Origin of the sequence: Streptomyces hokutonensis, from assembly GCF_042751305.1 — a bacterium.
Classification (GTDB): domain Bacteria; phylum Actinomycetota; class Actinomycetes; order Streptomycetales; family Streptomycetaceae; genus Streptomyces; species Streptomyces hokutonensis_A.
Genome location: NZ_JBHYWD010000002.1, coordinates 317,063 through 338,755, shown reverse-complemented (window position 1 = coordinate 338,755; position 21,693 = coordinate 317,063). Strand labels below are relative to the sequence as shown.

Sequence of the window (21,693 nt, the reverse complement as noted above, 5' to 3'; positions counted from 1 at the left end):
GTCGGATCTCCCCTCTCCATCGCTGGAAACTAGCTTCTCATCTACGGAGAATCAACCATTCAGACGGAGACTGTTGACGTCGCCTCACGCTACGTGGAAATCTGCAACTCATCTGAGAGAATGACATTCTCACTCATGGTGAAGGGTGGAAAGTCCTTGTCCTCCTTGCCTGTTCCGGCTCCTCCCCAGCGTCCGACCGACGACCTGATGGAGATCCAGCAGCTCGTCGCCCGCTACGCGGTGTGCATCACCCGCGGCGACCTGGACGGGGTGCTGGGGGTCTTCACACCCGACGGCACGTACAGCGCCTTCGGGGACTCCTACGGCCTTGACGAGTTCCCGGCGCTCGTGGCCGCCGCCCCCAAGGGGCTGTTCCTCACGGGTACGCCGGCCGTCGACCTGTCCGGCGACACGGCCACCGGCACCCAGCCGCTGTGCTTCGTCGACCACGCCACGCACGACATGCGGATCGGCTACTACAACGACACCTACGTCCGCACGGACGAGGGGTGGCGGCTGCGCACCCGCGCGATGACCTTCATCCGCCGCAGCGGAGCGCACGACTCGGGCCGCCCGCACGCCTATCAGCATCCGGGAACATGACCTCCGCCTCCGCGCCCGGGTACTCGAACGTCGCCGGCTTCCGCTCGGACCTGCGCGACTGGCTGGACGGGCACGACCTGTCCCCCGGCCCCGACCACTCCCTGGACGCCCAGGTCGCTCAACTGGCCCGGGTCCGCCGGGCGTTGTACGACGCGGACTGGATGCGGTACGGCTGGCCCGCCGAGGTGAGGGGGCTCGGCGGGCCCGCGGTGCTGAGGGCGGTACTCGGCGAGGAGGTCGCAACAAGGGAGTTGGCCGAGCCGGGGATCTACTCGATGATCGAGGTCCTCGCCCCGACGATGATCTCGTACGCCCCTCCCGCGCTGGCCGCCGAGATGGTCCCCCGGCTGCTCAGCGGCCGTGAGCAGTGGTGCCAGGGCTTCTCCGAACCCGGCTCGGGCAGCGACCTCGCCTCCCTGACCACGCGGGCGGTTGCGCACGACGGCCACTGGGTCGTCAACGGCCAGAAGGTGTGGACGAGCCTGGCCCAATTCGCCGCCCGCTGCGTCCTGTTGACCCGCACCGCGCCGGGCCACAACGGGATCACCGCGTTCTTCGTCGACATGGACACCCCCGGCATCACCGTCCGGCCGCTGCGCACGATGCACGGCGTGGACGAGTTCGCCGAGGTGTTCTTCGACGACGTGATCGTTCCCGCCGAGCGGATGCTCGGCCGCCTCGGCGACGGCTGGCGCCTGGCGATGGATCTGCTCCCGCACGAGCGCTCCACCTGCTTCTGGCACCGGATTGCCCATCTCTACACCCGACTTGACCGCCTGCTGGCCGAGACCAGCATCCCGGACGACGCCGAACTCGGCGCCGCCTACCTGGCGTTGCACACCGTCCGCTGCCGCTCCCACGCCACACAGCGGCGCCTGGGCGAGGGTGAGCGGCTGGGCGCGGAGACGTCGGTCGACAAGGTGCTGCTGGCCACCGCCGAGCAACGGCTCTTCGAGACCGTGCGCGATCTGCTGCCCGGCGTACTGGAGTTGACGGACACTCCGTGGCGCTCGGAGTACCTGTACGCGAAGGCGGCGACCATCTACGGCGGCACGGCCGAGATCCAGCGGAACATCATCGCGCGCCGACTGCTCGACCTGGGGAAGGAGTAGCGGTGGACGCGGCCGAACAGGACCTGCTCGCAGAGACGCTCCGCAAGACGATGACGGCTGCGTCGGGGCAGGCGCTGGACACCGCCCTGGCCGACCTCGGCTGGGCCGAACTCCTCGCCGAACAGCCGGACATCGCCGTACCGCTCGCCTTCCGCCTGCTCGGCGAGACGGGCGCCCAGGCACCGCTCCTCAACGACGTCCTGCTCGGCGCGGCGGGCCGTCCGCCCGGCGGCACCCTGCCGCTGCCGTACACCGGCGGTACGTGGGTCGTCTGGGAACGCGACGACAGTGCGGCCGGGGCGGCCCTGGACGCCGAGCTCCCCCTGCGTTCCGTACCCGCCGGAGCCCCTGTCCCACTCTCCGCCGGCCGGGTGGCGCTCGGCTGGTGGCTGCTCGGGACGGGCCGCGCCATGCTCGCGCTGGCCCGCCAGCACGCCGTGGACCGCGTGCAGTTCGGCCGCCCGCTGGCCTCCTTCCAGGCCGTACGGCACCGGCTCGCCGAGACCCTCGTAGCACTCGACGGCGCCGAGGCCACGCTCGTAGCCGCCACCGACGATCTGGGCGCGCTGCTGGCCAAGGCCGCGGCCGGGCAGGCGGCGCTGACGGCGGCCCGGCACTGTCAGCAGGTCCTGGGCGGGATCGGTTTCACGGCCGAGCACGAGCTGCACCGGCATGTGCGGCGGGCCATGGTGCTGGACGGACTGCTGGGCAACGCACGGGAGTTGACGCGCGAGGCCGGGGCGCTACTGCGGGCCGGCGGGTCCGCGCCACGGCTCGTCCACCTGTGATCGACAAGCTCGTCCGCGTGTGATCGACCGAGGAGTGACATCAGTGACCGATCTCTGGAGCGACCTGCTCTCCTGCCTGGACCTCGACGCCCGGCCCGGTGACACGTTCGAGGGCCGCAACCAGCAACTCGGCTATCACCGCATCTTCGGCGGGCAGTTGCTCGCCCAGAGTGTCCGGGCCGCCCAACTGGCCTGCCCCGACAAGGCGGTCAAGAGCCTTCATGTGCAGTTCGCGCGGGCGGGACGGCCGCAGGAGCCGGTGCGGTACGAGGTGACACGTCATCACGAGGGCGGTTCCTTCGCCACGTTGACGGTCGTGGCGCGCCAGACGCAGGGTGTCGCGGCCGTGGCGGCCGTGTCGCTGCACTCCCACGAGGAGGGCCCCGACCAGCAGATCGCGTTCCCGATGCCGTCGGTGCCGGGGGCCGAGCACGACGTGGACCTCTCGCTGCTTCCCTGGGACACCCGGGCCACCGTCGACGTGGACTCGCCGAAGTCGGAGCCGCCCGAGTACGACCTGTGGATGCGCACACCGGCGGTCGCGCCGGAACTCGCGCCCGCGTTGACGGCGTACGCGAGCGATCTGAGTCTGATCGGTACGGCGCTCCGCCCGCTGGAAGGCGTCACCCAGCGCGATTCGGGAACGGCGTTCACCTCCGCCGTCACCGCGCACACGGTGTGGTTCCACCGCCCGTTCACCACGGACGACTGGCTTCTCCTGCGCCAGCAGAGCCCGCTGCTCGCCCACGGCCGCTGCTACGGCCGGGGCGATGTGCTCACCGCGCAGGGGTCTCTGGTCGCCTCGTTCGCGCAGGAGGCCCTGCTGCGCTTCCGTACGGTCGAGTAGCGCCCCCCGCTCAGCGCATCACGGTGCCGCCGTCGACGTTGATGACCTGGCCGTTGATCCAGGCTCCCGCGTCGGACATGAGGTGGACCACCATCGCGGCGATGTCGTCGGCCCGGCCGTGCCGGGTGCTGCGGGTGCGGGCGAGCAGTGCCTCCAGCAGGTCCGGGGCGGCGCCCTCCTGGATGGCCGGGGTCAGGATCAGACCGGGCGCGACCGCGTTGGCCCGGATGCCCTCCCTGCCCCAGCGGGAGGCGACATGGCGGGCGAGGGCGTTGATGCCCGCCTTGGTCGCCGAGTAGGCGGGGCGCACGGCCTCGCCGGTGAACGCCGCGATGGACGAGGTGTAGACGAGCGCGCCGCCGCCCCGGGCGAGAATTTCGGGAACCGCGTATCGCGTCACGAGCATGTGGCCCCGCAGATTGACGGCGAAGGTCCGGTCCCAGACCGCGAGGTCCATGTCGACGACGTCGGTGTCCTTGGAGACCGCGCCCATGTCGCCCGCGTTGATGTGCACGGCGTCCAGGCCGCCGTACGTCCGCACGGTGGTCGTCACCAGGTCGCCGACCGACCTCTCGTCGGCGATGTCGAAGCCCACCGCGACCGCCTCGCCACCGGCATCAGCGATGACCGAGGCGGTCCGCCGAGCGCCCTCGGCATCGAGATCGGCGACGACGACCCAGGCGCCCTCGTCCGCGAGCCGCCGGGCCGACGCGGCGCCCAGCCCCGTGGCCGCGCCGGCGACAAGAACGACCTTCTCCATCAAGCCCTCCACAGTGTTCCCCTCATCGCATCGTCTCCCCGCCCAGGCCGTACTTGAGCGCTACGGCGCCGGCACCTCGATGACCGTGGCCGAGCCCATGCCGCCGCCCGCGCACATCGCGGCGACGCCGATGCCACCGCCCCGGCGGCGCAGTTCGTGCACCAGCGTGACCAGCATCCGGGCGCCGGTCGCGGCGACCGGGTGGCCGAGGGAGCAGCCGCTGCCGTTGACGTTCACGCGGTCGGGGTCGAGACCGAGCAGCTTCACCGCGGCGACGGGCACAGCGGCGAAGGCCTCGTTGATCTCGAAGAGGTCGACGTCGAAGGTCGAAAGTCCCGCGCGGGCAAGGGCTTTGGGGATCACCTTCACCGGGGTGAGGCCGGTCTCGGCGGGGTCGGCGCCGACCGAGGCCCAGGACCGGACGACGGCGAGTGCGGCCAGACCGAGCCGATCGCTGGCCACCACCAGCGCGGCGGCACCGTCGTTGGCGCCGCCCGCGTTGCCCGCCGTGATGGAGAAGCCGTCTATCTCCGGATGGAGCGGCTTGAGCGAGGCCAGTTTCTCCAGGCTCGTGGTGCGGCGCGGGTGTTCGTCGACGGAGAAGAGGCCGTGCGGGGTGTCGATCGGCACCAGCTCGGCGTCGAACCGCCCTTCGTCGATGGCGCGAATCGCGTTCTGGTGCGAGCGCAGTGCCCAGGCGTCCATGTCGGCGCGGCTCAGGCCCGCTCGTACGGCGGTGTTCCAGCCGACCGTGATCGACATGTCGAGGTTGGGGGCGTCGGGGCGGTCGGGGTGCGTGGGCGGACTCCACGGCTCGACCCACTCCCCGTCCACGCGGTAACGCAGTTTCGGGGAGGTGGAAGCCGAGTTGACGCCACCGGCGATGACGAGTTCGTCCATGCCTGCGCGGATGCTGCCCGCCGCGCTCTGCACGGCCGCGAGACCGGCGGCGCAGTGGCGGTTGTGGGCCAGGCCGGGTACGGCGGTGAGCCCGACGGTCAGTGCCGCGTGCCGGGCCACGACCCCGCCGCCGTACAGGCCCTCGCCGAGGATGACGTCGTCGACGGCGACCGGATCGAGCCCGTCTGTGGCAGCCGCTGCGGCGACGATGTGGTGGGCCAGGTCGAACGCGGTGGTGTCGCGCAGAGTGCCCTTGACGGCGGTGCCGACGGGGGTACGCAGGGCGGACACGAGGACTGCTTCAGGCATGGGTGGTCTCCAACTCGGCCAGCAGGGTGCGGCGCAGCAGCTTTCCGGTCTCGGTCTTGGGCAGTTCGGCGCGGAAGACGATCGTGTCGGGGGTCTTGGAGGAGCGCAGCCGGTCCCTGACCCACTGGCGGACCTCGGCCGGATCGCCCTCGCCGACCACGACGGCGACGATCCGCTGCCCCCATTCGGGGTCGGGCACGCCGATCACCGCGGCCTCCACGATCCCGGGGTGGGCGACGAGAACGTCCTCTATCTCGGCGGGAGCGATGTTCTCGCCGCCGCGAATGATCGTGTCGTCGGCGCGGCCCTCGATGAAGAGGTAGCCGTCGGCGTCGAGACGGCCCCGGTCCCGGGTGGGGAACCAGCCTTCCCCAGCCCCAGGGGGCTGGGAGGTGCCCCCAGCGTCCAGGGCGCTGCGTCCGCCGTACTCGCCGGAGACCTGCTCCCCGCGCACGAACACGAGCCCGGTCTCTCCGGCGGGGGCCGGCTTTCCGTCGTCGGTGCGGATCTCGATCTCGACGCCGGGCAACGAGCGTCCCACGGAGCCGAGTCGGTCCCGTACGGCCGGGTCGGACGCGGCAAGGGCCTCGCGGTGGTCGTCGGGCCCCAGCACGGCGACCGAGGAAGCCGTCTCGGTCAGACCGTACGCGTTCACGAAGCTCGTGCCGGGGAAGATCTCCAACGCCCGTTCCACGACCCGCCGTGGGGTCCTGGCGCCGCCGTAGGCGAGGCTCCGGAGCGTGGGTGTACGGGCGTCACCGGCCGGGATCTCCGCGACGATGCGGGCCAGCATGGTGGGCACGACGAGTGCGTGCGTGACCTGCTCGCGGCGCACGGTCGCCAGCCACTCCCCCGGGTCGAAGGCGGAGAGATACACCAGGCGGCGGCCCGAGTAGAGGTTCGTCAGCAGGTTCATCAGCCCGGCCACGTGGTACGGCGGAACGGCCACCAGCGCCGCGTCGCCCTCCTCCGCGGAGGCGAACTCCTGCGTGTTCAGGACGTAGGCGAGCAGGTGCCGGTGGCGCAGCAGGGCCGCCTTGGGCTCGGCGGTCGTTCCGCTGGTGTAGAGGACCACCGCGACGGAGTCCTGGTCCTGGACCAACTCCGTTACGGGGGTGTCCTCTTCGGCGCTCAGCAGGGCGTCGAGGTCGGCGGGGCGCAGCACGAGGGCGCCGGGGTGGCGGGCCAGGAGGCGGGCCAACTGGTGTTCGCCGAGGCGGTAGTTGAGGGGGATGAACGGGATGCCCGCCAGGGCGGCGCCGAACAGGGCCACCGGGTAAGCGAGGTGACTGGGGCTCAGATAGAGCACGGCCGGGTGGCCCTGGAAGCGGTGCGCGGCGGCGCGGGCGCGGGCGAGCAGTTCCGAGGCGGTCAGGGAGCGGCCGTTCGCCGTGACCACCGGTCGGTCGCCGCCCGAGGCCACCATCTCGAGAATCATGGTTATATTCATGAGAATGCTATTCTCGTCTCACTAGAGCGCTGTTCGCAAGAGAGGAAATCCTTGATGCAGATCAGTGGGAGCTCCGCGGTGGTCGTCGGCGGCGCGGGCGGCCTGGGCGAGGCCACCGTCCGTCGACTGCACGCGGCGGGAGCGAAGGTCGTCGTGGCCGATCTGGCCGACGAGAAGGGCAAGGCCCTGGAGCAGGAGTTGGGTGTGCGCTATGTGCGCACCGACGCCACCTCCGAGGACGATGTCCAAGCCGCCCTGGCCGAGGCGGAGTCGGCGGGACCGCTCAGGATCTCTGTGGACGCGCACGGCGGCCCGGCGAGCGGTGGCCGACTGGTCGGCAAGGACGGCTCTCCCCTTGACCTCGCGGGCTTCCGCACGACGATCGACGTCTATCTCACCGGCGTGTTCAACGTGCTGCGTCTGGCCGCCGCCGCGATGGCCCGTCAGGAGCCGCTGGACGGCGGCCGGGGTGTCATCGTCAGCACGGCGTCGATCGCCGCGTACGAGGGCCAGATCGGCCAACTCCCTTACGCGGCGGCCAAGGGCGGGGTCGTCAGCATGACCCTGGTGGCCGCCCGCGACCTGTCCCCGCTCGGCATCCGGGTCGTCACGATCGCCCCGGGCACCTTCAACACTCCGGCCTACGGCAAGGCGGGCGACCAGTTGGAGGCCTACTGGGGGCCGCAGATCCCTTACCCGAAGCGCATGGGGCTGCCCGCCGAGTACGCGGGGCTGGTGCAGCACATCGTCGAGAACGACTATCTCAACGGCGAGGTCGTCCGTCTCGACGGCGCCCTCCGGTTCCCGCCGAAGTGACCGGCGTGAGTGAACCGACCGGCGTGAGCGGCTCGTTGAAGGGCAAGGTCGCGTTCGTCGCGGGCGCCAGCCGCGGCATCGGCCGTACGGTCGCGCTGGCGCTGGCGGAGGCCGGCGCCTCCGTAGCGGTCGCCGCGCGCTCCGAGCGGGAGGGCCGGCTGCCCGGCACCATCCACTCGGTCGCGGACCGGATCACGGCTGCCGGCGGGCGGGCGCTGCCGGTGCCCTGTGATGTGAGCGACGAGGCGTCGGTCGATGCGGCGGTCGCCGCCACGGTCGCGGAGTTCGGCGGAATCGACATTCTCGTCGCCAATGCCGGGGTGCTGTGGCTCGGCCCGGTCGAGTCGACGCCGCTCAAGCGCTGGCAGCTGTGTCTGGACGTCAATCTGACCGGGGTGTTTCTGGTGACCCGGGCGGTGATTCCCCACGTACGCGCGCGTGGCGGTGGGTCCTTGGTCGCCGTGACGACCGGCGGGGTGGGCCTGACGGACCGGGGCGCCAACGCGTACTGGGTGTCCAAGGCGGCGGTCGAGCGCCTCTATCTGGGGCTCGCCGCCGACCTGCGCAAGGACAACATCGCGGTCAACTGCCTTGCTCCGTCACGGGTGGTGCTGACGGAGGGATGGCAGGCCGGTGGCGGGGGCCGGGAGATCCCGCCGGAGATGGTGGAGCCGCCGGAGGCGATGGCGAGGGCCGCGGTTCTCCTCGCGGGCCAGGACGCGACCGGGCTCACGGGGACCGTGCAACGCTCGGAGTCCCTTGCCTGAACGGCAGTTGGGCCCGAGCCCGCCAGGTGGTGCGGTGGGCACGACTGATCGGCGCCATCGGGGGCACACGGAACGACGAGCCACCGGGGTCACCGGTGGCTCGTCGTCCATTCCTAGGGGTTCTCACATGCTTGCCTTCGTGGCTGCCGCGCTCTTCGTCATCGCCTTCCTGATCCGGGTCACCGAGACGTCGACCCAGCTGGTCTTCAGCCCGACGAGCCTCATGCTCCTCGGACTGGCCTTCCTCGCCGCCCACTCGGCCGGCCTGGGTACGGGCTGGTCCGCGCGCCGCAGCGGGCGTCGGCGCTGACGCGGTAAGGCGTCAGCGGACCGCCGCGCACACCCCTCCGTCGACGAGAACGTCGATCCCGGAGATGAAAGCGGCCTCGTCCGACAGCAGGAACGCCACCGCCGCCGCGACGTCCTCGGCCCGCCCCGTCCGGCCGAGCGGCGTCCGTTCCACCAGTGCGGCCATGGCGGGCTGGGCCGCCGCCTCCTGCCGTCCCTGAGGGGTGTCGATGACACCCGGTGAGACGGAACACGCGCGGGCGCCGTACGGCCCCAGCCGTACCGCCTCCCGTCGTACGAACCGGTGCACTCCGTGTTTGGCCCACGCGTAGGCGAGCCCGGAGTCCTCGACAGCGGGCCCGAGGGCGTCCCGGAGCCGGTCGAGGAAGTCGTCCCGGAGCGGATCGTCGAGAATCGCCGCTACGGCGGGATCGGCCTCCAGGTTGCCGAGCAACGGGGCCATCGAGGCGAAGCACACCAGCGCCGTTCCCTCGGTGGCGAGCGGGCGGAGTGCCTCGGCGAGGCGGGCGGTGCCGACGAGGTCGACCTCGAAGATGCGTCGCCAGTCGGCCATGGTGGGCGAGATCCCGGCGGCGTGGGAGACGGCCCTGAGCGTGCCCAATTCGGCTGTCACGGAGGCGAGTTGGGTGAGTCCGGCCGGGTCGGTGATGTCGAGGACGAAGGGTTCGATCCGCACCTCCCGCTCCGCGGCGGACAGTTCCTTCGCGGCGGCGGTGACGGCCGGTTCGTCGCGGTCCACCAGCAGCAGTGTGTCGACCAGGTCGGTGAAGCGCCGTGCGCAGGCCAGTCCCATGCCGCGCCCGGCCCCGGTGGCGATGCCCACGGTCGTCATGCGGTCCCTCCTCCGTGGCTCCAGTACTTCTCCAAGCCCGGCCGCGCCACCCGGTCCACGAGTTCCACGAGCAGCCCGCTCGGACCGCGCAGGAAGGCGAAGGGCGCGCCCTCGGAGCCGATCCGGCGAGCCTCCGTCACGAAGCCCTGCCCGGTGAGTTCGGCGGCGTCGGCGGCGACATCGTCGGACCAGTAGCCGACGTGGTGCACTCCCCCACCGGCCACCGGTTCCCACAGGGTGCCCGGTATCCGTCGGATGATCTCGAGTCGAGGGAGTGTCCGGGAGTAGGCACAGCTGATGTCGAGAACGGCGTTTCCGCTCGGCAGCGTCAGCGGCACCGCTCCCCCGATCTCGGCGCACCACTCGTACCCGAACGCGGCCGAGAACTCGGCCAGGGTCGCTTCGAAGTCCTCGACGACGAGCCCGAGATGGAACTGGTCCTCGGCCCTCATGACTCCACCACCGCCCCGGAAACGTCATGTTCGCCGAGCCGGGGCGGTGGCCCGTAGCCGGGCTCGTATCCGGCGACCCGCACGGGGCTGCGGACCAGTCGGAAATCCCCGGCCGTTACCACGGCCTCCGGGGTGGCGGCGAGCGCCTGCGGCAGCGTCCGTACGGTGGCGGCCGGCACCCCGAGCGGTCGCAGCCGCGCCTCCCAGGACGCGGCCGTGTCCCCGGCCAGGGCGTCCGTGACGGCGGCCAGCACTTCCTCCCGACGCTCCGCCCGCTCGGCCATCGTGGGGAATCCCTGGAGCCCGGCCTCGGCGGCGAAGGACTTCCAGAAGCCGTCGTGAGTGATGAAGAGCGCCAAGTAGCCCTCGGCCGTGGGGAAGAGCTGGGCCGGTACGTAGAAGGAGTGCGCGCCGAGCGGCAGTCGGCGCGGTTCGACGCCCTCGTTGAGGTAGGCGGAGGCACGGTAGTTGAGCTGAGACAGCATCACATCCCTCAGCGACACCTCCACTTGGCCGCCGCGTCCCGAGACGATGTGGGCGAGGAGTCCCAACGCGGCTGTCAGGCCTGATGAGTTGTCGGCGGACGAGTAGCCGGGCAGGGTCGGCGGACCGTCCGGGTCGCCGGTGAGGGCGGCGACACCGGTGGCCGCCTGGACCACGTAGTCGAAGGCGGGTTCGTCGCCCGCCGCCAGCCCGTATCCGGTGAGCGCGACGCACACGATCCGCTCGTTCCACTTCCGCAGCACGTCGTACGTCAGCCCCAGCCGGTGGATGGCGGACGGCTTGAGGTTGACGAGCAACGCGTGGGCGCCGGCGACGAGTTCACCGAGTCCGGCCTGTCCGTCGGCGGTCGTGAGGTCGAGGCGGACGCTGTGCTTACCGCGGTTGAGGCTGGCGAAATAGGCGTCGCTCACCTGACGCGAGATGTCCCCGCCCGGCGGCTCGATCTTGGTGACCTCGGCGCCGAGGTCGGCGAGCATCATCGTGGCGTAGGGGCCGGCCAGCATGTGGCCGACCTCCAGGACGCGGATGCCGTCCAGCGGTCCGGCGGTCATCGCAGGTCCGCGGCGAGGGCGGCGAGCATGTCGCGGGTGCGGTACTTGGAGGCGACCAGCTCGTCGCGGTTGTCGCCGATGGGCAGCAGCCGTACGGACAGGTCGGTGACCCCGGCGTCCGCGAAGCGCTGGAAGCGAGCGGCAATGGCGCTCTCGTCACCGGCCGCGCACAGGTCACCGACATCGCGGGCGTCGCCGTAGTCCAGCAGGCGTTGGTAGTTGGGCGAGATCTCGGCCTCGCCGAGGATCCGGTTGGCGCGCTCGCGGGCCTCGTCGACGCGGTCGGGTGCGCACAGGCAGACCGGGATGCCCGCGACGATCCGGGGTGCCGGGCGTCCGGCGCTCTCGGCGGCCTTGGTGATCCGCGGCACGACGTGTTCGGCGACCGCGCGTTCGTCGGCCATCCACAGCACGGTTCCGTCGGCCCGTTCCCCGGCGAGGCGCAGCATGACCGGGCCGAGGGCCGCGAGCAGGACCGGCAGCCGGGAGACGGGGGTGAGGGTGAGCGGGTTGTGTACGGTGAAGGTGTCGTTCTCGACATCGACCAGGTCCGTTCCGGCGAACGCTGCGTCCAGGACGTCCAGGTAGTCGCGGGTGAGGGCGGCCGGTTTCTCGTAGGGCAGTCCGAGCATGTCCCGGATGATCCAGTGGTGGGACGGCCCGAGGCCCAGCGCGAGCCGTCCGCCGGTCGCGGCCTGGGCCGAAATGGCCTGCCGGGCAAGGGCGATGGGGTGCTGGGCCTGCAACGGCACGACAGCGGTGCCCAGTTCGATCCGCTCGGTGCGCGCGCCCATAAGCGCGATCGCGGTGAGGGCGTCGAAGTCGGTCGGGATCTGCGGCACCCACACGGTGTCGAAGCCGGCCTTCTCGGCCCATGTCACGTCGTCGATCATGCGCGTGACCTTGCGGACCGAGTCCCCGCGCTCGGGCCCGATCATCACTCCGATGCGCACGCTGCCTCCAGGTTTTCGGGTTGCCACCGGGTCATGGCGAGGTGACGGATGTCAGGGCGCGCATCTCGGTGACGAGGGTGTCGAGCGGTGTGCCCGTGGGGAACACCGCGACGGCTCCGGCCGAGAGCAGCTTCGGTACGTCGGCCGGTGGGATCGTGCCGCCCACCACGACGGCGATGTCCTCGGATCCCGTGGCGCGCAATGCCTCGATCACCCGGGTGGTGAGCGCGAGGTGCGCGCCGGAGAGGATGCTGAGGCCGACCACGGCCACGTCCTCCTGGACGGCAACAGCCACGATGTCGTCGACGCGCTGTCGGATCCCGGTGAAGATCACCTCGAAGCCCGCGTCGCGCAGGGTCCGCGCGACGATCTTGGCTCCGCGGTCGTGTCCGTCGAGACCCGGTTTGGCTACCAGTACACGGGAGTTCATCAGAACACCACCGGCTGCTGGAACTCGCCCCAGACCGCCCTGAGCGCGGCCACCATCTCGCCGACCGTGCAGTAGGCGTTGGCGCAGTCGATCAGGATGGGCATGAGGTTGTCGGTACCTTCCGCGGCGCGGGCCAGTTCGGCGAGGCGTTGCCGTACGAGGGCTGCGTCGCGGGTGGCCTTGACGTCGGCGAGGCGTTTCAGCTGCCGGTCGCGGCCCTCCGCGTCGAGTTCGTACGTGGCGAGGTCGGGCGGTGGTTCGTCGGAGACGAAGCGATTGACGCCGACCACCGGCCGGGCGCCCGCCTCTACCTCGCGGTGCAACTGGTAGGCCTCGTCGGCGATGAGGGTCTGCAGATAGCCGTCCTCGATGGCCCGGACCATGCCGCCGTAGCGCTCCAGGTCCTCCATGATCTCGACGATGCGCGCCTCGGTGGCGTCTGTGAGCGCCTCCACGAAGTACGAGCCGCCGAGCGGGTCCGCGACCCTGGCAACTCCCGTCTCGTGGGCGAGAATCTGCTGTGTGCGCAGCGCGAGCGTCGCCGACTCCTCGCTGGGCAGCGCGAACGGCTCGTCCCAGGCCGCCGTGAACATCGACTGGACGCCGCCGAGGACCGAGGCGAGCGCCTCGTAGGCGACCCGGACGGTGTTGTTCTGTGCCTGGGGCGCGTACAGCGAGGCGCCTCCGGCCACGCACCCGAAGCGGAACATGGCCGCCTTGTCGCTGCCCGCCCCATACCGCTCGCGCACGATGGTCGCCCAACGCCTGCGTCCGGCACGGTACTTGGCGATCTCCTCGAAGAAGTCGCCGTGCGTGTAGAAGAAGAAGGAGACCTGCGGGGCGAACTGATCGATCGTCATACGGCCCCGGGCGAGCACCGTGTCGCAGTAGGTGACCCCGTCGGCGAGCGTGAACGCCATCTCCTGAACGGCGTTGGCGCCGGCGTCGCGGAAGTGCGAGCCGGCGACTGAGATGGCGTTGAAGCGCGGTACTTCGGCCGCGCAGAACTCGATGGTGTCCGCGATGAGTCGGAGGGACGGATCCGCCGGCCAGATCCAAGTGCCCCTGGACGCATACTCCTTGAGGATGTCGTTCTGGATCGTTCCGGTGAGTTTCGCGCGGGGCACGCCCGCCCGTTCGGCGGCGGCGACGTAGAAGGCGAGCAGGATCGCGGCGGTGCCGTTGATGGTGAAACTGGTGCTGATCCGGTCCAACGGGATGCCCTCGAAGAGGACTTCGGCGTCGGCGAGCGTGTCGACGGCGACGCCGACCCGGCCGACCTCCTCACCCACTTCGGGGTCGTCGGAGTCGTAGCCGCACTGGGTGGGCAGGTCGAGGGCCACCGAGAGTCCGGTGCCGCCCTGTTGGAGGAGGTAGTGGTAGCGGCGGTTGGAGGATTCGGCGGTGCCGAAGCCGGAGTACTGGCGCAGGGTCCACAGCCGTCCCCGGTAACCGGTGGCGTAATTGCCTCGTGTGAAGGGGAAGTTGCCCGGCGCGGGCGGTTCGGCCTTCACGTCGTCGGGGCCGTAGACCGGTTTGAGGGGCAGGCCGGACGCGGTCCGGACAGGTTCTTCGCCCTGGGGCGGTGGGGGAGGCGTCATCGCAGGAGGTCCTTCATCACCTTTCCGGTGGCGTTCAGCGGCAGTTCCGTCAGGAACTCCACGGTCCGGGGCACCTTGAACCCGGCCATCCGGCGCCGGCTCCACTCGATCAACTCGTCGGCGGCCAGCGGCTCCCGGAGGACGACGAAGGCCTTGCCGACCTGTCCCATCCGTTCGTCGGGGACGCCGATCACGGCGGCCTGGGCGACCGCCGGGTGTTCCATCAGGAAGCCCTCGATCTCGGCCGGGTAGGCGTTGAAGCCACCGACGATGAACATGTCCTTCTTGCGGCCGACGATCCGCAGATAGCCGCGGTCGTCGAGCGTGCCGAGGTCTCCGGTGTGCAACCAGCCGTCCTGGTCGATGGCTTCGGCCGTCGCCTCGGGGTCGTTGAAGTAGCCGCGCATGACGCTGTAGCCGCGGACCTGCACCTCGCCGTCGTCGGCGATTTGGACCTCGACGCCGTCGCAGGGGGTGCCGACGGTGGTCGCGATGTCCTCGAAGGAGTCGCCCGGGCGGGTGGCCGTCGCTGTGCCCGCCTCGGTCAGGCCGTAGCCCGTCATGATCGAGGTGAAGGGCAGTTCGGTCATCACCCGGCGGATGAGTTCGACGGGGATGTCGGCGGCTCCGGTGACCGCAACTCGCAGTGAGGACAGGTCTCTTGAGCCTCGGTCGGACAGCAGGGAGTGGTAGAGCGTGGGCGGCCCGGGCAGGACCGTCACCCGTTCTCGCTCGACCAGGTCGAGGACCTTCTCCACGTCGAAGACGGGTACGGGCAGTATGGTCATGCCCCGGATGAGCGAGGCGACCAGGCCCGCCTTGAAGCCGAAGATGTGGAAGAAGGGGTTGACGATCAGATAGCGGTCGCCCTCCCTGACCCCAGCCAGGTCGCACCACTCCGCGTACAGGCGGAGCGTCTGGGCGTGGGTCATCAGCACGCCCTTGGGCCGGCCGGTGGTGCCCGAGGTGAAGACGATGTCGCTGATCTGGTCGCCGGTCACCTTCCGCTCGAAGGGTGAACCGCTCGCCAGGAAGCCGGACTTGAGGTCGATCACCGGCACACCGGGCGGTGCTTTGAAGTCCAGGCCGAGGAAACCCTTCTGGACGAGGACGGCCTTCGCACCGCTGCGGACGATGATGTCGTGCGCCTCGTCCGCCTTGAAGCGGGTGTTGACGGGCACGACCACACCGCCCGCGGTCATGAGACCGAAGGCGGCGACGATCCACTCGGCGGAGTTGGGCGCCCAGATCGCGACCCGGTCGCCCTGCTCCACTCCGGCCGACGCGAACGCTCCCGCAGCCACGCGCACCCGTTCGACCAGCTCGGTGAACGTGAGGCGGAGCGGGCCGTCCACCACGGCTTCGGCGTCACCGAAGCGGTCGGCCGCGCTCAGCACCATCTGCGGGATGCTCTCCCAGGTCATACGCCGATCAGGCGGGCGAGGTTGCCGCCCATGATCTTGGCCTGGTCGGCCTGCTGCATGCCCTGGATCGCGTCGATGTAGGAGACCGGGTCGGCCAGCCCCTCGGGGTGCGGGTAGTCGGACCCGAACAGGACGCGCTCGACCCCGACGACCTCCGAGAGCGCGGCCATGTCCTCCTCCCAGAACGGGCTGATGTGGATGCGGTTCCTGACCTCTTCGACCGGGTCTCCCAGGAAGCCCTTGGGCTGCTTCTTGTAGGTGCTGGCCAGCTGGTCGAGCAGTGGCAGCAGCCAGGAGGAGCCGTTCTCGATGACCGAGACCTTCAGTTCCGGGAAGCGGAACAGGGCTCCGTGGCAGACCCAGGACGCCACCGCGTCGGTGACCGGGCGCCACTCGGACATCATCCGGAAGACCTGCGCCTGGAACGGCGTCATCTCCTGGGCCTTGCCCTCCCAGTCGCTGGAGTAGCGGGAGTAGCCGCTGTCGGAGGAGTGCATGGCCACCAGCACGCCCGCCTCCTCGACGCGCTTCCAGAAGGGGTCGAACTCCGGCAGCGCGAAGGACCGCGAGCCGCCGTAGCCGGGGACGGGTGCGGGCCGGACGAGAATCGCCCGCGCTCCGCGCTCCAGGCACCACTCCAGTTCGGCGATCGCCTTGTCCAGGATCGGCAGGCTGATCACCGGCGTGGTGAAAATGCGGTTCTTGTAGTTGAACTGCCAGGTCTCGTGCAGCCATTGGTTGAGGGCGTGCACGACCACGTGGATCAGCTCCGGGTCGTCCCGCATCCGCTCCTCGACCAGGCTGGCGAGGGTCGGGAACATCAGGGTCTGCTGGATGCCCAGGTCGTCCATGAGGGCCAGGCGCGGGGCGGGTTCGCGGAACGCGGGTATCGACCGCATCGGTTCGCCGAACAGCTCCCGGTGGGACTTGCCCTCCGGGTTGCCCTCGCGGAAGTAGTCCTCCCAGGCGCCGGGCCGGGCGACGACCTCGAACGTGGGGTTGGGGATGTAGTCACTGATCTGACCGCGGATGGCAATCTTCGTACGCCCCTTCACCTGCACGTACTGGATCGCGCTCGCGTACTGCTTGGGCAGGTACCGGGTGAGCGCGTCCTCGGTCTCGTACAGGTGGTTGTCCGCGTCGAACAGCGGATACGGCGGCACACGCGATGGCATGAGATCCTCCTTCGCAGATTGCGAGAATCCTATTCTCACTCTTGATGGGCGGCAATATCCTTGCGGAGAACGAACTTCTGGACCTTGCCACTGGCGGTGCGCGGGAAGTCGTCGACGACGTGCAGTTCCTCGGGCCACTTCTGCCGGGCCAGGCCGGCCGCCGCGAAGTGGGCGCGCAGGTCGGCGAGTCCGGGTTCGGGGTGGCCCGGCCGCACTCGTACGACGGCTGCCGCGTGCTCGCCGAGGCGGGCGTCCGGGGCGGCCACGACCGCGGCCTCGGCGACGGCCGGCAGGGCGAGGAGAACCTCCTCGACCTCCAGCGCGCCGATGTTCTCGCCGCCGCGGATGATGATGTCCGCCTTGCGGTCGGTGATGGTGAGGTAGCCGTCCCCGTCGAACACGCCGATGTCGCCCGTGTGATACCAGCCGTCCGCGTCGAAGGCGCGCTCGGTGAGGGCGTCGTCGGTGTAGCCGAGGCACAGGTCGGGGCCGCGGCTGAGGATCTCGCCGTCCTCGGCGAGCCGGATCTCCACTCCGGCCAGCGCGTCTCCGTCGGTGTAGAGCCGCTTGTCCTCGGGCGCGGTGTGGCTGGAGGCCGTGATCGAGGGGTGCTCGGTGCTGCCGTAGGCGCGGAAGACCGTGATGCCGAGGTCCGCGAGCCGTCTGGTCACCGCGTTCGGCACGGCCGCGCCGCCGAGGCCCGCGTACTTCATGCCTGCCAGGTGGGAGGGCGTGAAGTCGGGGTGGTCGAGCAGGCTCGTCATGTAGTAGGCGGCACCGCCTCCGACGGTGAGTCCGTCGCGGGCCATCAACTCCAGCGCCTGGCCCGGGTCCCAGGTGTCGGCGAGGTTGACCGGGGAGCCGTCGAGGACGGGGATCAGGAAGGCGTTCACCATGCCGATGAAGTGGCCGACGGGCGCGGAGGTGAGCTGGTCGCCGCGGTCCGGCGGGTAGCGCCCGGCCAGTTGACGGGTCTCGAAGCCCAGGGTGTGGTGGCTGTGCACAACTCCCTTGGGGTCGCGGGTCGTTCCGGAGGTGAAGGCGATCAGCGCGGGGCCGGACGGGTCCGTCGGCACGACGCCGGGCAGCGGTTCGTCGGCGAGCAGTTCGTCGAAGTCCCGCCCGACGACGCCGACCACGGGGATCTTCGAGCTCAGGTCGGGGTCGTAGGAGAGATGCCCGAACCGGTCGGCGGTGACGAAGACCTTGGGTTGGACCGTGTCCAGGATGTAGCCGACTTCCTTGCGTCCGTAGAAATGGACGATCGGGACCACGACCGCGCCGAGGAACGCCGAGGCCCAGAAGACGGCGGCGGCCTCCATCCAGTTGGGCAGTTGGAGTGCCACCGTGTCGCCGGGGGCGACGCCCCGCTCGCGCAGTCCTGCGGCCAGTCGGCGGGCCGTCAGTTCGACCTCGGCGAAGGTGCCTTCCCAGGGCCGTACCGCCGAGTGCACGCGGAACGCGGCTCCCGGGGCTGCCTCCAGTCCCCGCGCGAGCAGGTCGCCGATGGTCTCCCCGGTCCACCACCCCTCCGCCTCGTAGCGCCTGACCAGTTCAGCGGGGACAGTTCGCACGACAGGAACTTCCTCTCGTCATTGAGAATTGCACTCTCTCAGGGCGAGAAGGTAAATTCCATACATGGGACGAGACCACGGGTTCCACCCGGTCCGGATCACCCGGATCATCCAGGAGACGCCCGACACCCGGACGTACGTACTCGACGCGCCCTTCCCGTACCGGGCGGGCCAGTTCGTCACGATCAAGGCCTGCGGCACGCTGCGCAGTTACTCGATGTCCAGTTCGCCGGAGACGGACACCGAGTTGATGACGACGGTGAAGCGGGTTCCGGGCGGTCTGGTGTCCAACTGGATGCACGACCATCTCGCCCCCGGCGATGTCCTCGAAACCACCCTGCCCGCAGGGGTGTTCTGTCTGCGGGAGGACGGCGAGGCGGGCGCGGCCCACGAGTTGACGGTTCCGGTGGTGGCGTTCTGCGGGGGCAGCGGGATCACCCCGGTCCTCTCGCTCGCCAAGTCCGCGCTGGCCGGCACCGGGCGCCCGGTGCGGGTGCTGTCGGCCAACCGGGACGCGGACGCCGTCATCTTCGCCTCCGCACTGGGCGAGTTGGAGCGGCGGTACCCCGGGCGCTTCGAGATCCGGCACCACCTCGACGACTGGGAGGGCTTCGTCACGGCGGACCAGGTACGGGAGTTCGCCGGCGGCGACACGCACGCGGATTTCTACCTCTGCGGACCCGCGCCCTTCATGGAACTGGTGGAGAACGCGCTGCTCGCCCATGGAGTCGCCCCGGAACGGATCTTCGTCGAGCGGTTCGCGCAGGCCGCCGATCCACCACCCGAGGACGCCCCTGAGCGGGAGGGCACCCTCACGCTCGTGCTCTCCGGCAAGCGGCACACGCTCGCGCAGCGTTCCGGCGAGACGTTTCTGGAGAGCGCGCGTCGGGCGGGTCTGGCCCCGCCGTTCTCCTGCGAGGCGGGCAACTGCGCCACCTGTATCGCCCAAGTCACCGAAGGCGAGGCCAAGATGCGCGTCAACAACGCGCTCGACGAGGACGAGATCGCCGAGGGCTGGGTCCTGACCTGCCAGGGCGAGCCGACCGCGCCGCACGTCACTGTCGTATACGAGGACTGAGGCCATGGACGTAGATCTCGAACTCGACGAGGGCCTGGCGGTCATCACCATCGACCGCCCGCAGGCCCGCAACGCCATCGCCCCGACCACGATGGACGAACTCGACAAGGTGCTCGACGCGGCGGCGGCCGCCAAGGCCCTGGTCGTCACGGGCGCGGGCGACAAGGCGTTCGTCTCCGGCGGGGATCTGAAGCAGTTGGCCGCGATCCGGACCGAGGAGGACGCGATGGCCATGGCCCTGCGGATGCGGCATATCTGCGATCGCATCTCGAACTTCCCGGGGCCGGTGATCGCCGCGTTGAACGGGCACGCGTTCGGTGGCGGTGCCGAGGTCGCGGTGGCCGCCGACATCCGGGTCGCCGCCGACGACATCAGGATCGGCTTCAACCAGGTGGCCCTGGCCATCATGCCGGCGTGGGGCGGTGCCGAGCGCCTTGCCCAACTCATCGGCAGAGGGCGGGCGTTGATGCTCGCCGGGGCCGGGACCGTACTCGGCGCGGCCGAGGCCCAGCGCGTCGGGCTGCTCGATCTGGTGCTGCCCCGCACGGAGTTCGCCGAGGGCTGGCGGACCCTGGCCAGAGCACTGGCGACCGACCCGGCGCGGGAGATCAAGCGCGTGATGAGCGGAGCCGTCCCTGAGGAGGAGGCGGCCCGCGCCTTCGCCCGCCTCTGGGTGTCCGACGAGCACTGGCAGGCAGCGGAGAGGGTGATGTCCCGTGGGTGACACACGAGTTGGGGCGACCGGAGCGAGCGCCGACCTGGCCGACGTACGAGCGCGTTCGGATCGTGCGGGGGCCGGCGACGGCCGGGTGCGGGTCGAGTCGAGCCCGGTCGGGCCGATCGTCCGGCCGCCGGACGCGAGCGATCTGGTCATCCTGTATCTGCACGGGGACCGGCAGTTGTCGGGTTCGCCGGAGTCGGCGGTGGACCTGGCCGAGCGGCTCGCCCTGCGCACGGGGGCAGTTGTGGTGTGCCCGCGCTACCGTTCGTCGTTCCCGGGGGCGCTCGACGACGTGCACGCCGTGTACAGCTCGTGCCAGGCCCGCGGTCCGGTCGCGCTGGCCGGTGAGCGGCTCGGGGCCGGGCTCGCGGCCTCGCTGCTGGTGCGGCTGCGGGACATGGGGGCGGCCGAGCCGGACTGCGCGGTACTGAGTTCGGCGCTGCTCGATCTGACGCTGGACGCGCCGAGTCTGCTGTTCAACGCGGCGGCCGATCCGGGCTTCGACATCGACGAACTCCGGCTGCACGCGGCCCGGTTCGCGGCCGGCGCCGACCGGACCAACCCGCTGCTCAGTCCGCTGCACGCCAATCTGCACGGGCTGCCGCCGATTCAGCTGCTGGTGGCGGGGACCGATCCACTGCTGGACGACTCGCTGTCGTTCGCCGCCCGCGCGGCCCGGTCCGGTGTCACGGTGGATCTCCGGGTACGGCCGGACGCGGTGAGTCTGCATCCCGAGAGCGTGACGGCCATGGCCGAATTCATACAGGCGTGGGCCCGAGCAGCACACCCATCACCTCACGGATGATCTCCGGGTAGTCGGTCTGCTCCTCGTCGAGCATCCACTGCTGCTGGACCCCGTCGAGCATCGCCACCACCGCGGTGGCGGCGGCTCGCGGGGTCAGGCCGCTGGGTACGCGGTCGCCGTAGAGCGCGGTGAGGTACTCGACGGTGTGCTCCTGGATCGCGCGGTAGTAGTCGTGGCAGAACCGCTGTGCCTCGTCGCTGCCGGTGACGCCCTCGGCGACGAGAACGCTGTGTATCTGTGCGAGACCGGGGTTCTTGTGGTCGTGGGTGATGACCTCGGCGAGCAGCCCGGGCAGGTCCTCTCCGGGGTCCGTGTCGAGGGCAGCCAGGTGTTCGCGGGCGAGGTCCTCGCGGAGCGCGACGAGGGCGAGGAGCAGCCGTTTCTTGCTGGGGAAGTAGTGCAGAACGCCCTGTCTGGTCAGGCCGGCGCGCTCCGCCACGGCGTCGATGGACGCCTTCTTGTAGCCGCGCTCGGCGAAGACCGCCAGCGCGGCGACAAGGATCTCGTCGTATCGGCCCGTCGTCATTGGGGACCCCTTTCACCGCGGCAACACCGATGTGACACTACGGTTGCCGTGTCGATAGGGCGACCCTTCCGGCCATAGCCGATCCGATGCCCGTCACTGGCCCCGGGGCGGCATCTCGAAGCCGGAGACGATCACGGCGTTGGTGTCCGCCGCGGCGTGCCGCAGCGGCTTCGCCCGCCCGTACACCTCCGACTCGTACCAGGCTCTCGCGGCTTCCACCGAATCAAATTCGAGTACGACCGTCCGGTCGCCGTGCCACTCGCCCTCGAGCAGCTGCGGCTGCCCGTCGGCCGCGAGGACGGACGCGCCACCCTCGGCCAGCGTAGGACCGGCCGCCCGGCCGTAGGCGTCCATCCCGGCCGGGTCCTTCACGGACTCGGTCAGGATGACGTACCCCTTGGGCATG

General features: G+C 70.5%; 24 protein-coding genes. 10 read left to right on the top strand and 14 right to left on the bottom strand.

Annotated features, from left to right (window positions below; translation table 11 throughout):
* Window positions 1-207 precede the first annotated feature (207 nt).
* The 4 genes from ACFXC1_RS07735 to ACFXC1_RS07720 are packed head-to-tail and all read left to right on the top strand — an operon-like array spanning window position 208 to window position 3,350.
* Window positions 208-603 carry a nuclear transport factor 2 family protein gene (locus tag ACFXC1_RS07735; RefSeq protein WP_381240221.1) on the top strand — a complete coding sequence of 132 codons (396 nt, stop codon included), beginning with the start codon at window positions 208-210 and terminating at the stop codon, window positions 601-603.
* Window positions 600-1,715, top strand: coding sequence for an acyl-CoA dehydrogenase family protein (locus ACFXC1_RS07730; protein WP_381240219.1), 1,116 nt, complete (start codon window positions 600-602; stop codon window positions 1,713-1,715). Before ACFXC1_RS07735 ends, ACFXC1_RS07730 begins: the two co-directional genes overlap by 4 nt.
* A 2-nt stretch (window positions 1,716-1,717) precedes the next feature.
* On the top strand, window positions 1,718-2,503 hold the full coding sequence (locus ACFXC1_RS07725) for an acyl-CoA dehydrogenase family protein (protein WP_381240216.1): 786 nt from the start codon (window positions 1,718-1,720) through the stop codon (window positions 2,501-2,503).
* Between the two features lie 43 nt (window positions 2,504-2,546).
* Window positions 2,547-3,350 carry an acyl-CoA thioesterase gene (locus ACFXC1_RS07720; protein WP_381240215.1) on the top strand — a complete coding sequence of 268 codons (804 nt, stop codon included), beginning with the start codon at window positions 2,547-2,549 and terminating at the stop codon, window positions 3,348-3,350.
* Window positions 3,351-3,360: 10 nt separating this feature from the next.
* Here ACFXC1_RS07720 and ACFXC1_RS07715 read toward each other — a convergent pair whose 3' ends face one another.
* From ACFXC1_RS07715 to ACFXC1_RS07705, 3 genes are read right to left on the bottom strand one after another with little or no spacing between them, the layout of a single operon-like run.
* A complete protein-coding gene (locus tag ACFXC1_RS07715) occupies window positions 3,361-4,110 on the bottom strand; it encodes an SDR family NAD(P)-dependent oxidoreductase (protein ID WP_381240212.1) in 750 nt (249 codons plus the stop codon).
* A gap of 60 nt (window positions 4,111-4,170) precedes the next feature.
* Window positions 4,171-5,319: a thiolase family protein gene (locus tag ACFXC1_RS07710; RefSeq protein WP_381240210.1), complete on the bottom strand. Its 1,149-nt coding sequence runs from the start codon at window positions 5,317-5,319 to the stop codon at window positions 4,171-4,173.
* Window positions 5,312-6,757 carry a class I adenylate-forming enzyme family protein gene (locus ACFXC1_RS07705; protein WP_381240208.1) on the bottom strand — a complete coding sequence of 482 codons (1,446 nt, stop codon included), beginning with the start codon at window positions 6,755-6,757 and terminating at the stop codon, window positions 5,312-5,314. Before ACFXC1_RS07705 ends, ACFXC1_RS07710 begins: the two co-directional genes overlap by 8 nt.
* A 66-nt stretch (window positions 6,758-6,823) precedes the next feature.
* Here ACFXC1_RS07705 and ACFXC1_RS07700 point away from each other — a divergent pair, with 66 nt between their 5' ends.
* The 3 genes from ACFXC1_RS07700 to ACFXC1_RS07690 all read left to right on the top strand — a co-directional run bounded on the left by ACFXC1_RS07700 (window position 6,824) and on the right by ACFXC1_RS07690 (window position 8,662).
* Entirely contained in the window at window positions 6,824-7,585 is a 762-nt protein-coding gene (locus ACFXC1_RS07700; RefSeq protein WP_381240206.1) for an SDR family NAD(P)-dependent oxidoreductase, read from the top strand.
* A gap of 5 nt (window positions 7,586-7,590) precedes the next feature.
* Window positions 7,591-8,352, top strand: a complete 762-nt coding sequence (locus ACFXC1_RS07695) for an SDR family NAD(P)-dependent oxidoreductase (RefSeq protein ID WP_381240204.1) — start codon at window positions 7,591-7,593, stop codon at window positions 8,350-8,352.
* Window positions 8,353-8,479: 127 nt separating this feature from the next.
* The gene (locus ACFXC1_RS07690) at window positions 8,480-8,662 is read left to right on the top strand and encodes a hypothetical protein (protein WP_362982607.1); all 183 of its coding nucleotides are present in this window, start codon (window positions 8,480-8,482) and stop codon (window positions 8,660-8,662) included.
* A 12-nt stretch (window positions 8,663-8,674) separates the two neighbouring features.
* Here the strand turns inward: ACFXC1_RS07690 and ACFXC1_RS07685 are convergent, their stop codons facing one another.
* From ACFXC1_RS07685 to ACFXC1_RS07645, 9 genes are read right to left on the bottom strand one after another with little or no spacing between them, the layout of a single operon-like run.
* Window positions 8,675-9,493, bottom strand: coding sequence for an SDR family oxidoreductase (locus tag ACFXC1_RS07685; RefSeq protein WP_381240202.1), 819 nt, complete (start codon window positions 9,491-9,493; stop codon window positions 8,675-8,677).
* Entirely contained in the window at window positions 9,490-9,945 is a 456-nt protein-coding gene (locus ACFXC1_RS07680) for a VOC family protein (RefSeq protein ID WP_381240199.1), read from the bottom strand. The genes ACFXC1_RS07685 and ACFXC1_RS07680 overlap by 4 nt, the downstream gene beginning before the upstream one ends.
* On the bottom strand, window positions 9,942-11,000 hold the full coding sequence (locus ACFXC1_RS07675) for a CaiB/BaiF CoA transferase family protein (protein WP_381240196.1): 1,059 nt from the start codon (window positions 10,998-11,000) through the stop codon (window positions 9,942-9,944). The genes ACFXC1_RS07680 and ACFXC1_RS07675 overlap by 4 nt, the downstream gene beginning before the upstream one ends.
* Window positions 10,997-11,953, bottom strand: a complete 957-nt coding sequence (locus ACFXC1_RS07670; protein ID WP_381240193.1) for an LLM class F420-dependent oxidoreductase — start codon at window positions 11,951-11,953, stop codon at window positions 10,997-10,999. Before ACFXC1_RS07670 ends, ACFXC1_RS07675 begins: the two co-directional genes overlap by 4 nt.
* 31 nt (window positions 11,954-11,984) lie before the next feature.
* Window positions 11,985-12,383, bottom strand: a complete 399-nt coding sequence (locus ACFXC1_RS07665) for a cobalamin B12-binding domain-containing protein (RefSeq protein ID WP_381240190.1) — start codon at window positions 12,381-12,383, stop codon at window positions 11,985-11,987.
* Complete coding sequence (locus tag ACFXC1_RS07660; protein ID WP_381240188.1) at window positions 12,383-13,984, bottom strand: methylmalonyl-CoA mutase family protein; 1,602 nt, start codon at window positions 13,982-13,984, stop codon at window positions 12,383-12,385. Before ACFXC1_RS07660 ends, ACFXC1_RS07665 begins: the two co-directional genes overlap by 1 nt.
* Window positions 13,981-15,408, bottom strand: coding sequence for a FadD3 family acyl-CoA ligase (locus ACFXC1_RS07655; protein ID WP_381240185.1), 1,428 nt, complete (start codon window positions 15,406-15,408; stop codon window positions 13,981-13,983). The genes ACFXC1_RS07660 and ACFXC1_RS07655 overlap by 4 nt, the downstream gene beginning before the upstream one ends.
* Window positions 15,405-16,583 carry an amidohydrolase family protein gene (locus ACFXC1_RS07650; protein WP_381240182.1) on the bottom strand — a complete coding sequence of 393 codons (1,179 nt, stop codon included), beginning with the start codon at window positions 16,581-16,583 and terminating at the stop codon, window positions 15,405-15,407. Before ACFXC1_RS07650 ends, ACFXC1_RS07655 begins: the two co-directional genes overlap by 4 nt.
* Before the next feature lie 35 nt (window positions 16,584-16,618).
* Window positions 16,619-18,157, bottom strand: a complete 1,539-nt coding sequence (locus ACFXC1_RS07645; RefSeq protein ID WP_381240179.1) for an AMP-binding protein — start codon at window positions 18,155-18,157, stop codon at window positions 16,619-16,621.
* A gap of 64 nt (window positions 18,158-18,221) precedes the next feature.
* Here ACFXC1_RS07645 and ACFXC1_RS07640 point away from each other — a divergent pair, with 64 nt between their 5' ends.
* Genes ACFXC1_RS07640 through ACFXC1_RS07630 form a run of 3 tightly spaced genes read left to right on the top strand, consistent with a single transcriptional unit; the run spans window position 18,222 to window position 20,761 of the window.
* Window positions 18,222-19,235 carry a 2Fe-2S iron-sulfur cluster-binding protein gene (locus tag ACFXC1_RS07640; RefSeq protein ID WP_381240176.1) on the top strand — a complete coding sequence of 338 codons (1,014 nt, stop codon included), beginning with the start codon at window positions 18,222-18,224 and terminating at the stop codon, window positions 19,233-19,235.
* A 4-nt stretch (window positions 19,236-19,239) separates the two neighbouring features.
* Window positions 19,240-19,959, top strand: coding sequence for an enoyl-CoA hydratase/isomerase family protein (locus ACFXC1_RS07635; RefSeq protein ID WP_381240173.1), 720 nt, complete (start codon window positions 19,240-19,242; stop codon window positions 19,957-19,959).
* Window positions 19,952-20,761 carry an alpha/beta hydrolase fold domain-containing protein gene (locus ACFXC1_RS07630; RefSeq protein WP_381240170.1) on the top strand — a complete coding sequence of 270 codons (810 nt, stop codon included), beginning with the start codon at window positions 19,952-19,954 and terminating at the stop codon, window positions 20,759-20,761. The genes ACFXC1_RS07635 and ACFXC1_RS07630 overlap by 8 nt, the downstream gene beginning before the upstream one ends.
* On the opposite strand, the gene ACFXC1_RS07625 is transcribed toward ACFXC1_RS07630, so the two are convergent.
* Both ACFXC1_RS07625 and ACFXC1_RS07620 read right to left on the bottom strand, forming a co-directional pair.
* Window positions 20,715-21,287, bottom strand: a complete 573-nt coding sequence (locus tag ACFXC1_RS07625; protein WP_381240167.1) for a TetR/AcrR family transcriptional regulator — start codon at window positions 21,285-21,287, stop codon at window positions 20,715-20,717. The genes ACFXC1_RS07630 and ACFXC1_RS07625 overlap by 47 nt on opposite strands.
* 93 nt (window positions 21,288-21,380) lie before the next feature.
* Window positions 21,381-21,692, bottom strand: coding sequence for a DUF1330 domain-containing protein (locus ACFXC1_RS07620; RefSeq protein WP_381240164.1), 312 nt, complete (start codon window positions 21,690-21,692; stop codon window positions 21,381-21,383).
* Window position 21,693: the final 1 nt, after the last annotated feature.

Coding starts and splice junctions, on each gene's coding strand:
- ACFXC1_RS07635 (WP_381240173.1), top strand. CDS start 19,240: ATGGACGTAGATCTCGAACTCGACGAGGGCCTGGCGGTCATCACCATC.
- ACFXC1_RS07675 (WP_381240196.1), bottom strand. CDS start 11,000: ATGACCGCCGGACCGCTGGACGGCATCCGCGTCCTGGAGGTCGGCCAC.
- ACFXC1_RS07730 (WP_381240219.1), top strand. CDS start 600: ATGACCTCCGCCTCCGCGCCCGGGTACTCGAACGTCGCCGGCTTCCGC.
- ACFXC1_RS07690 (WP_362982607.1), top strand. CDS start 8,480: ATGCTTGCCTTCGTGGCTGCCGCGCTCTTCGTCATCGCCTTCCTGATC.
- ACFXC1_RS07640 (WP_381240176.1), top strand. CDS start 18,222: ATGGGACGAGACCACGGGTTCCACCCGGTCCGGATCACCCGGATCATC.
- ACFXC1_RS07735 (WP_381240221.1), top strand. CDS start 208: ATGGAGATCCAGCAGCTCGTCGCCCGCTACGCGGTGTGCATCACCCGC.
- ACFXC1_RS07705 (WP_381240208.1), bottom strand. CDS start 6,757: ATGATTCTCGAGATGGTGGCCTCGGGCGGCGACCGACCGGTGGTCACG.
- ACFXC1_RS07655 (WP_381240185.1), bottom strand. CDS start 15,408: ATGACCTGGGAGAGCATCCCGCAGATGGTGCTGAGCGCGGCCGACCGC.
- ACFXC1_RS07710 (WP_381240210.1), bottom strand. CDS start 5,319: ATGCCTGAAGCAGTCCTCGTGTCCGCCCTGCGTACCCCCGTCGGCACC.
- ACFXC1_RS07700 (WP_381240206.1), top strand. CDS start 6,824: ATGCAGATCAGTGGGAGCTCCGCGGTGGTCGTCGGCGGCGCGGGCGGC.
- ACFXC1_RS07680 (WP_381240199.1), bottom strand. CDS start 9,945: ATGAGGGCCGAGGACCAGTTCCATCTCGGGCTCGTCGTCGAGGACTTC.
- ACFXC1_RS07660 (WP_381240188.1), bottom strand. CDS start 13,984: ATGACGCCTCCCCCACCGCCCCAGGGCGAAGAACCTGTCCGGACCGCG.
- ACFXC1_RS07685 (WP_381240202.1), bottom strand. CDS start 9,493: ATGACGACCGTGGGCATCGCCACCGGGGCCGGGCGCGGCATGGGACTG.
- ACFXC1_RS07715 (WP_381240212.1), bottom strand. CDS start 4,110: ATGGAGAAGGTCGTTCTTGTCGCCGGCGCGGCCACGGGGCTGGGCGCC.
- ACFXC1_RS07665 (WP_381240190.1), bottom strand. CDS start 12,383: ATGAACTCCCGTGTACTGGTAGCCAAACCGGGTCTCGACGGACACGAC.
- ACFXC1_RS07625 (WP_381240167.1), bottom strand. CDS start 21,287: ATGACGACGGGCCGATACGACGAGATCCTTGTCGCCGCGCTGGCGGTC.
- ACFXC1_RS07620 (WP_381240164.1), bottom strand. CDS start 21,692: ATGCCCAAGGGGTACGTCATCCTGACCGAGTCCGTGAAGGACCCGGCC.
- ACFXC1_RS07650 (WP_381240182.1), bottom strand. CDS start 16,583: ATGCCATCGCGTGTGCCGCCGTATCCGCTGTTCGACGCGGACAACCAC.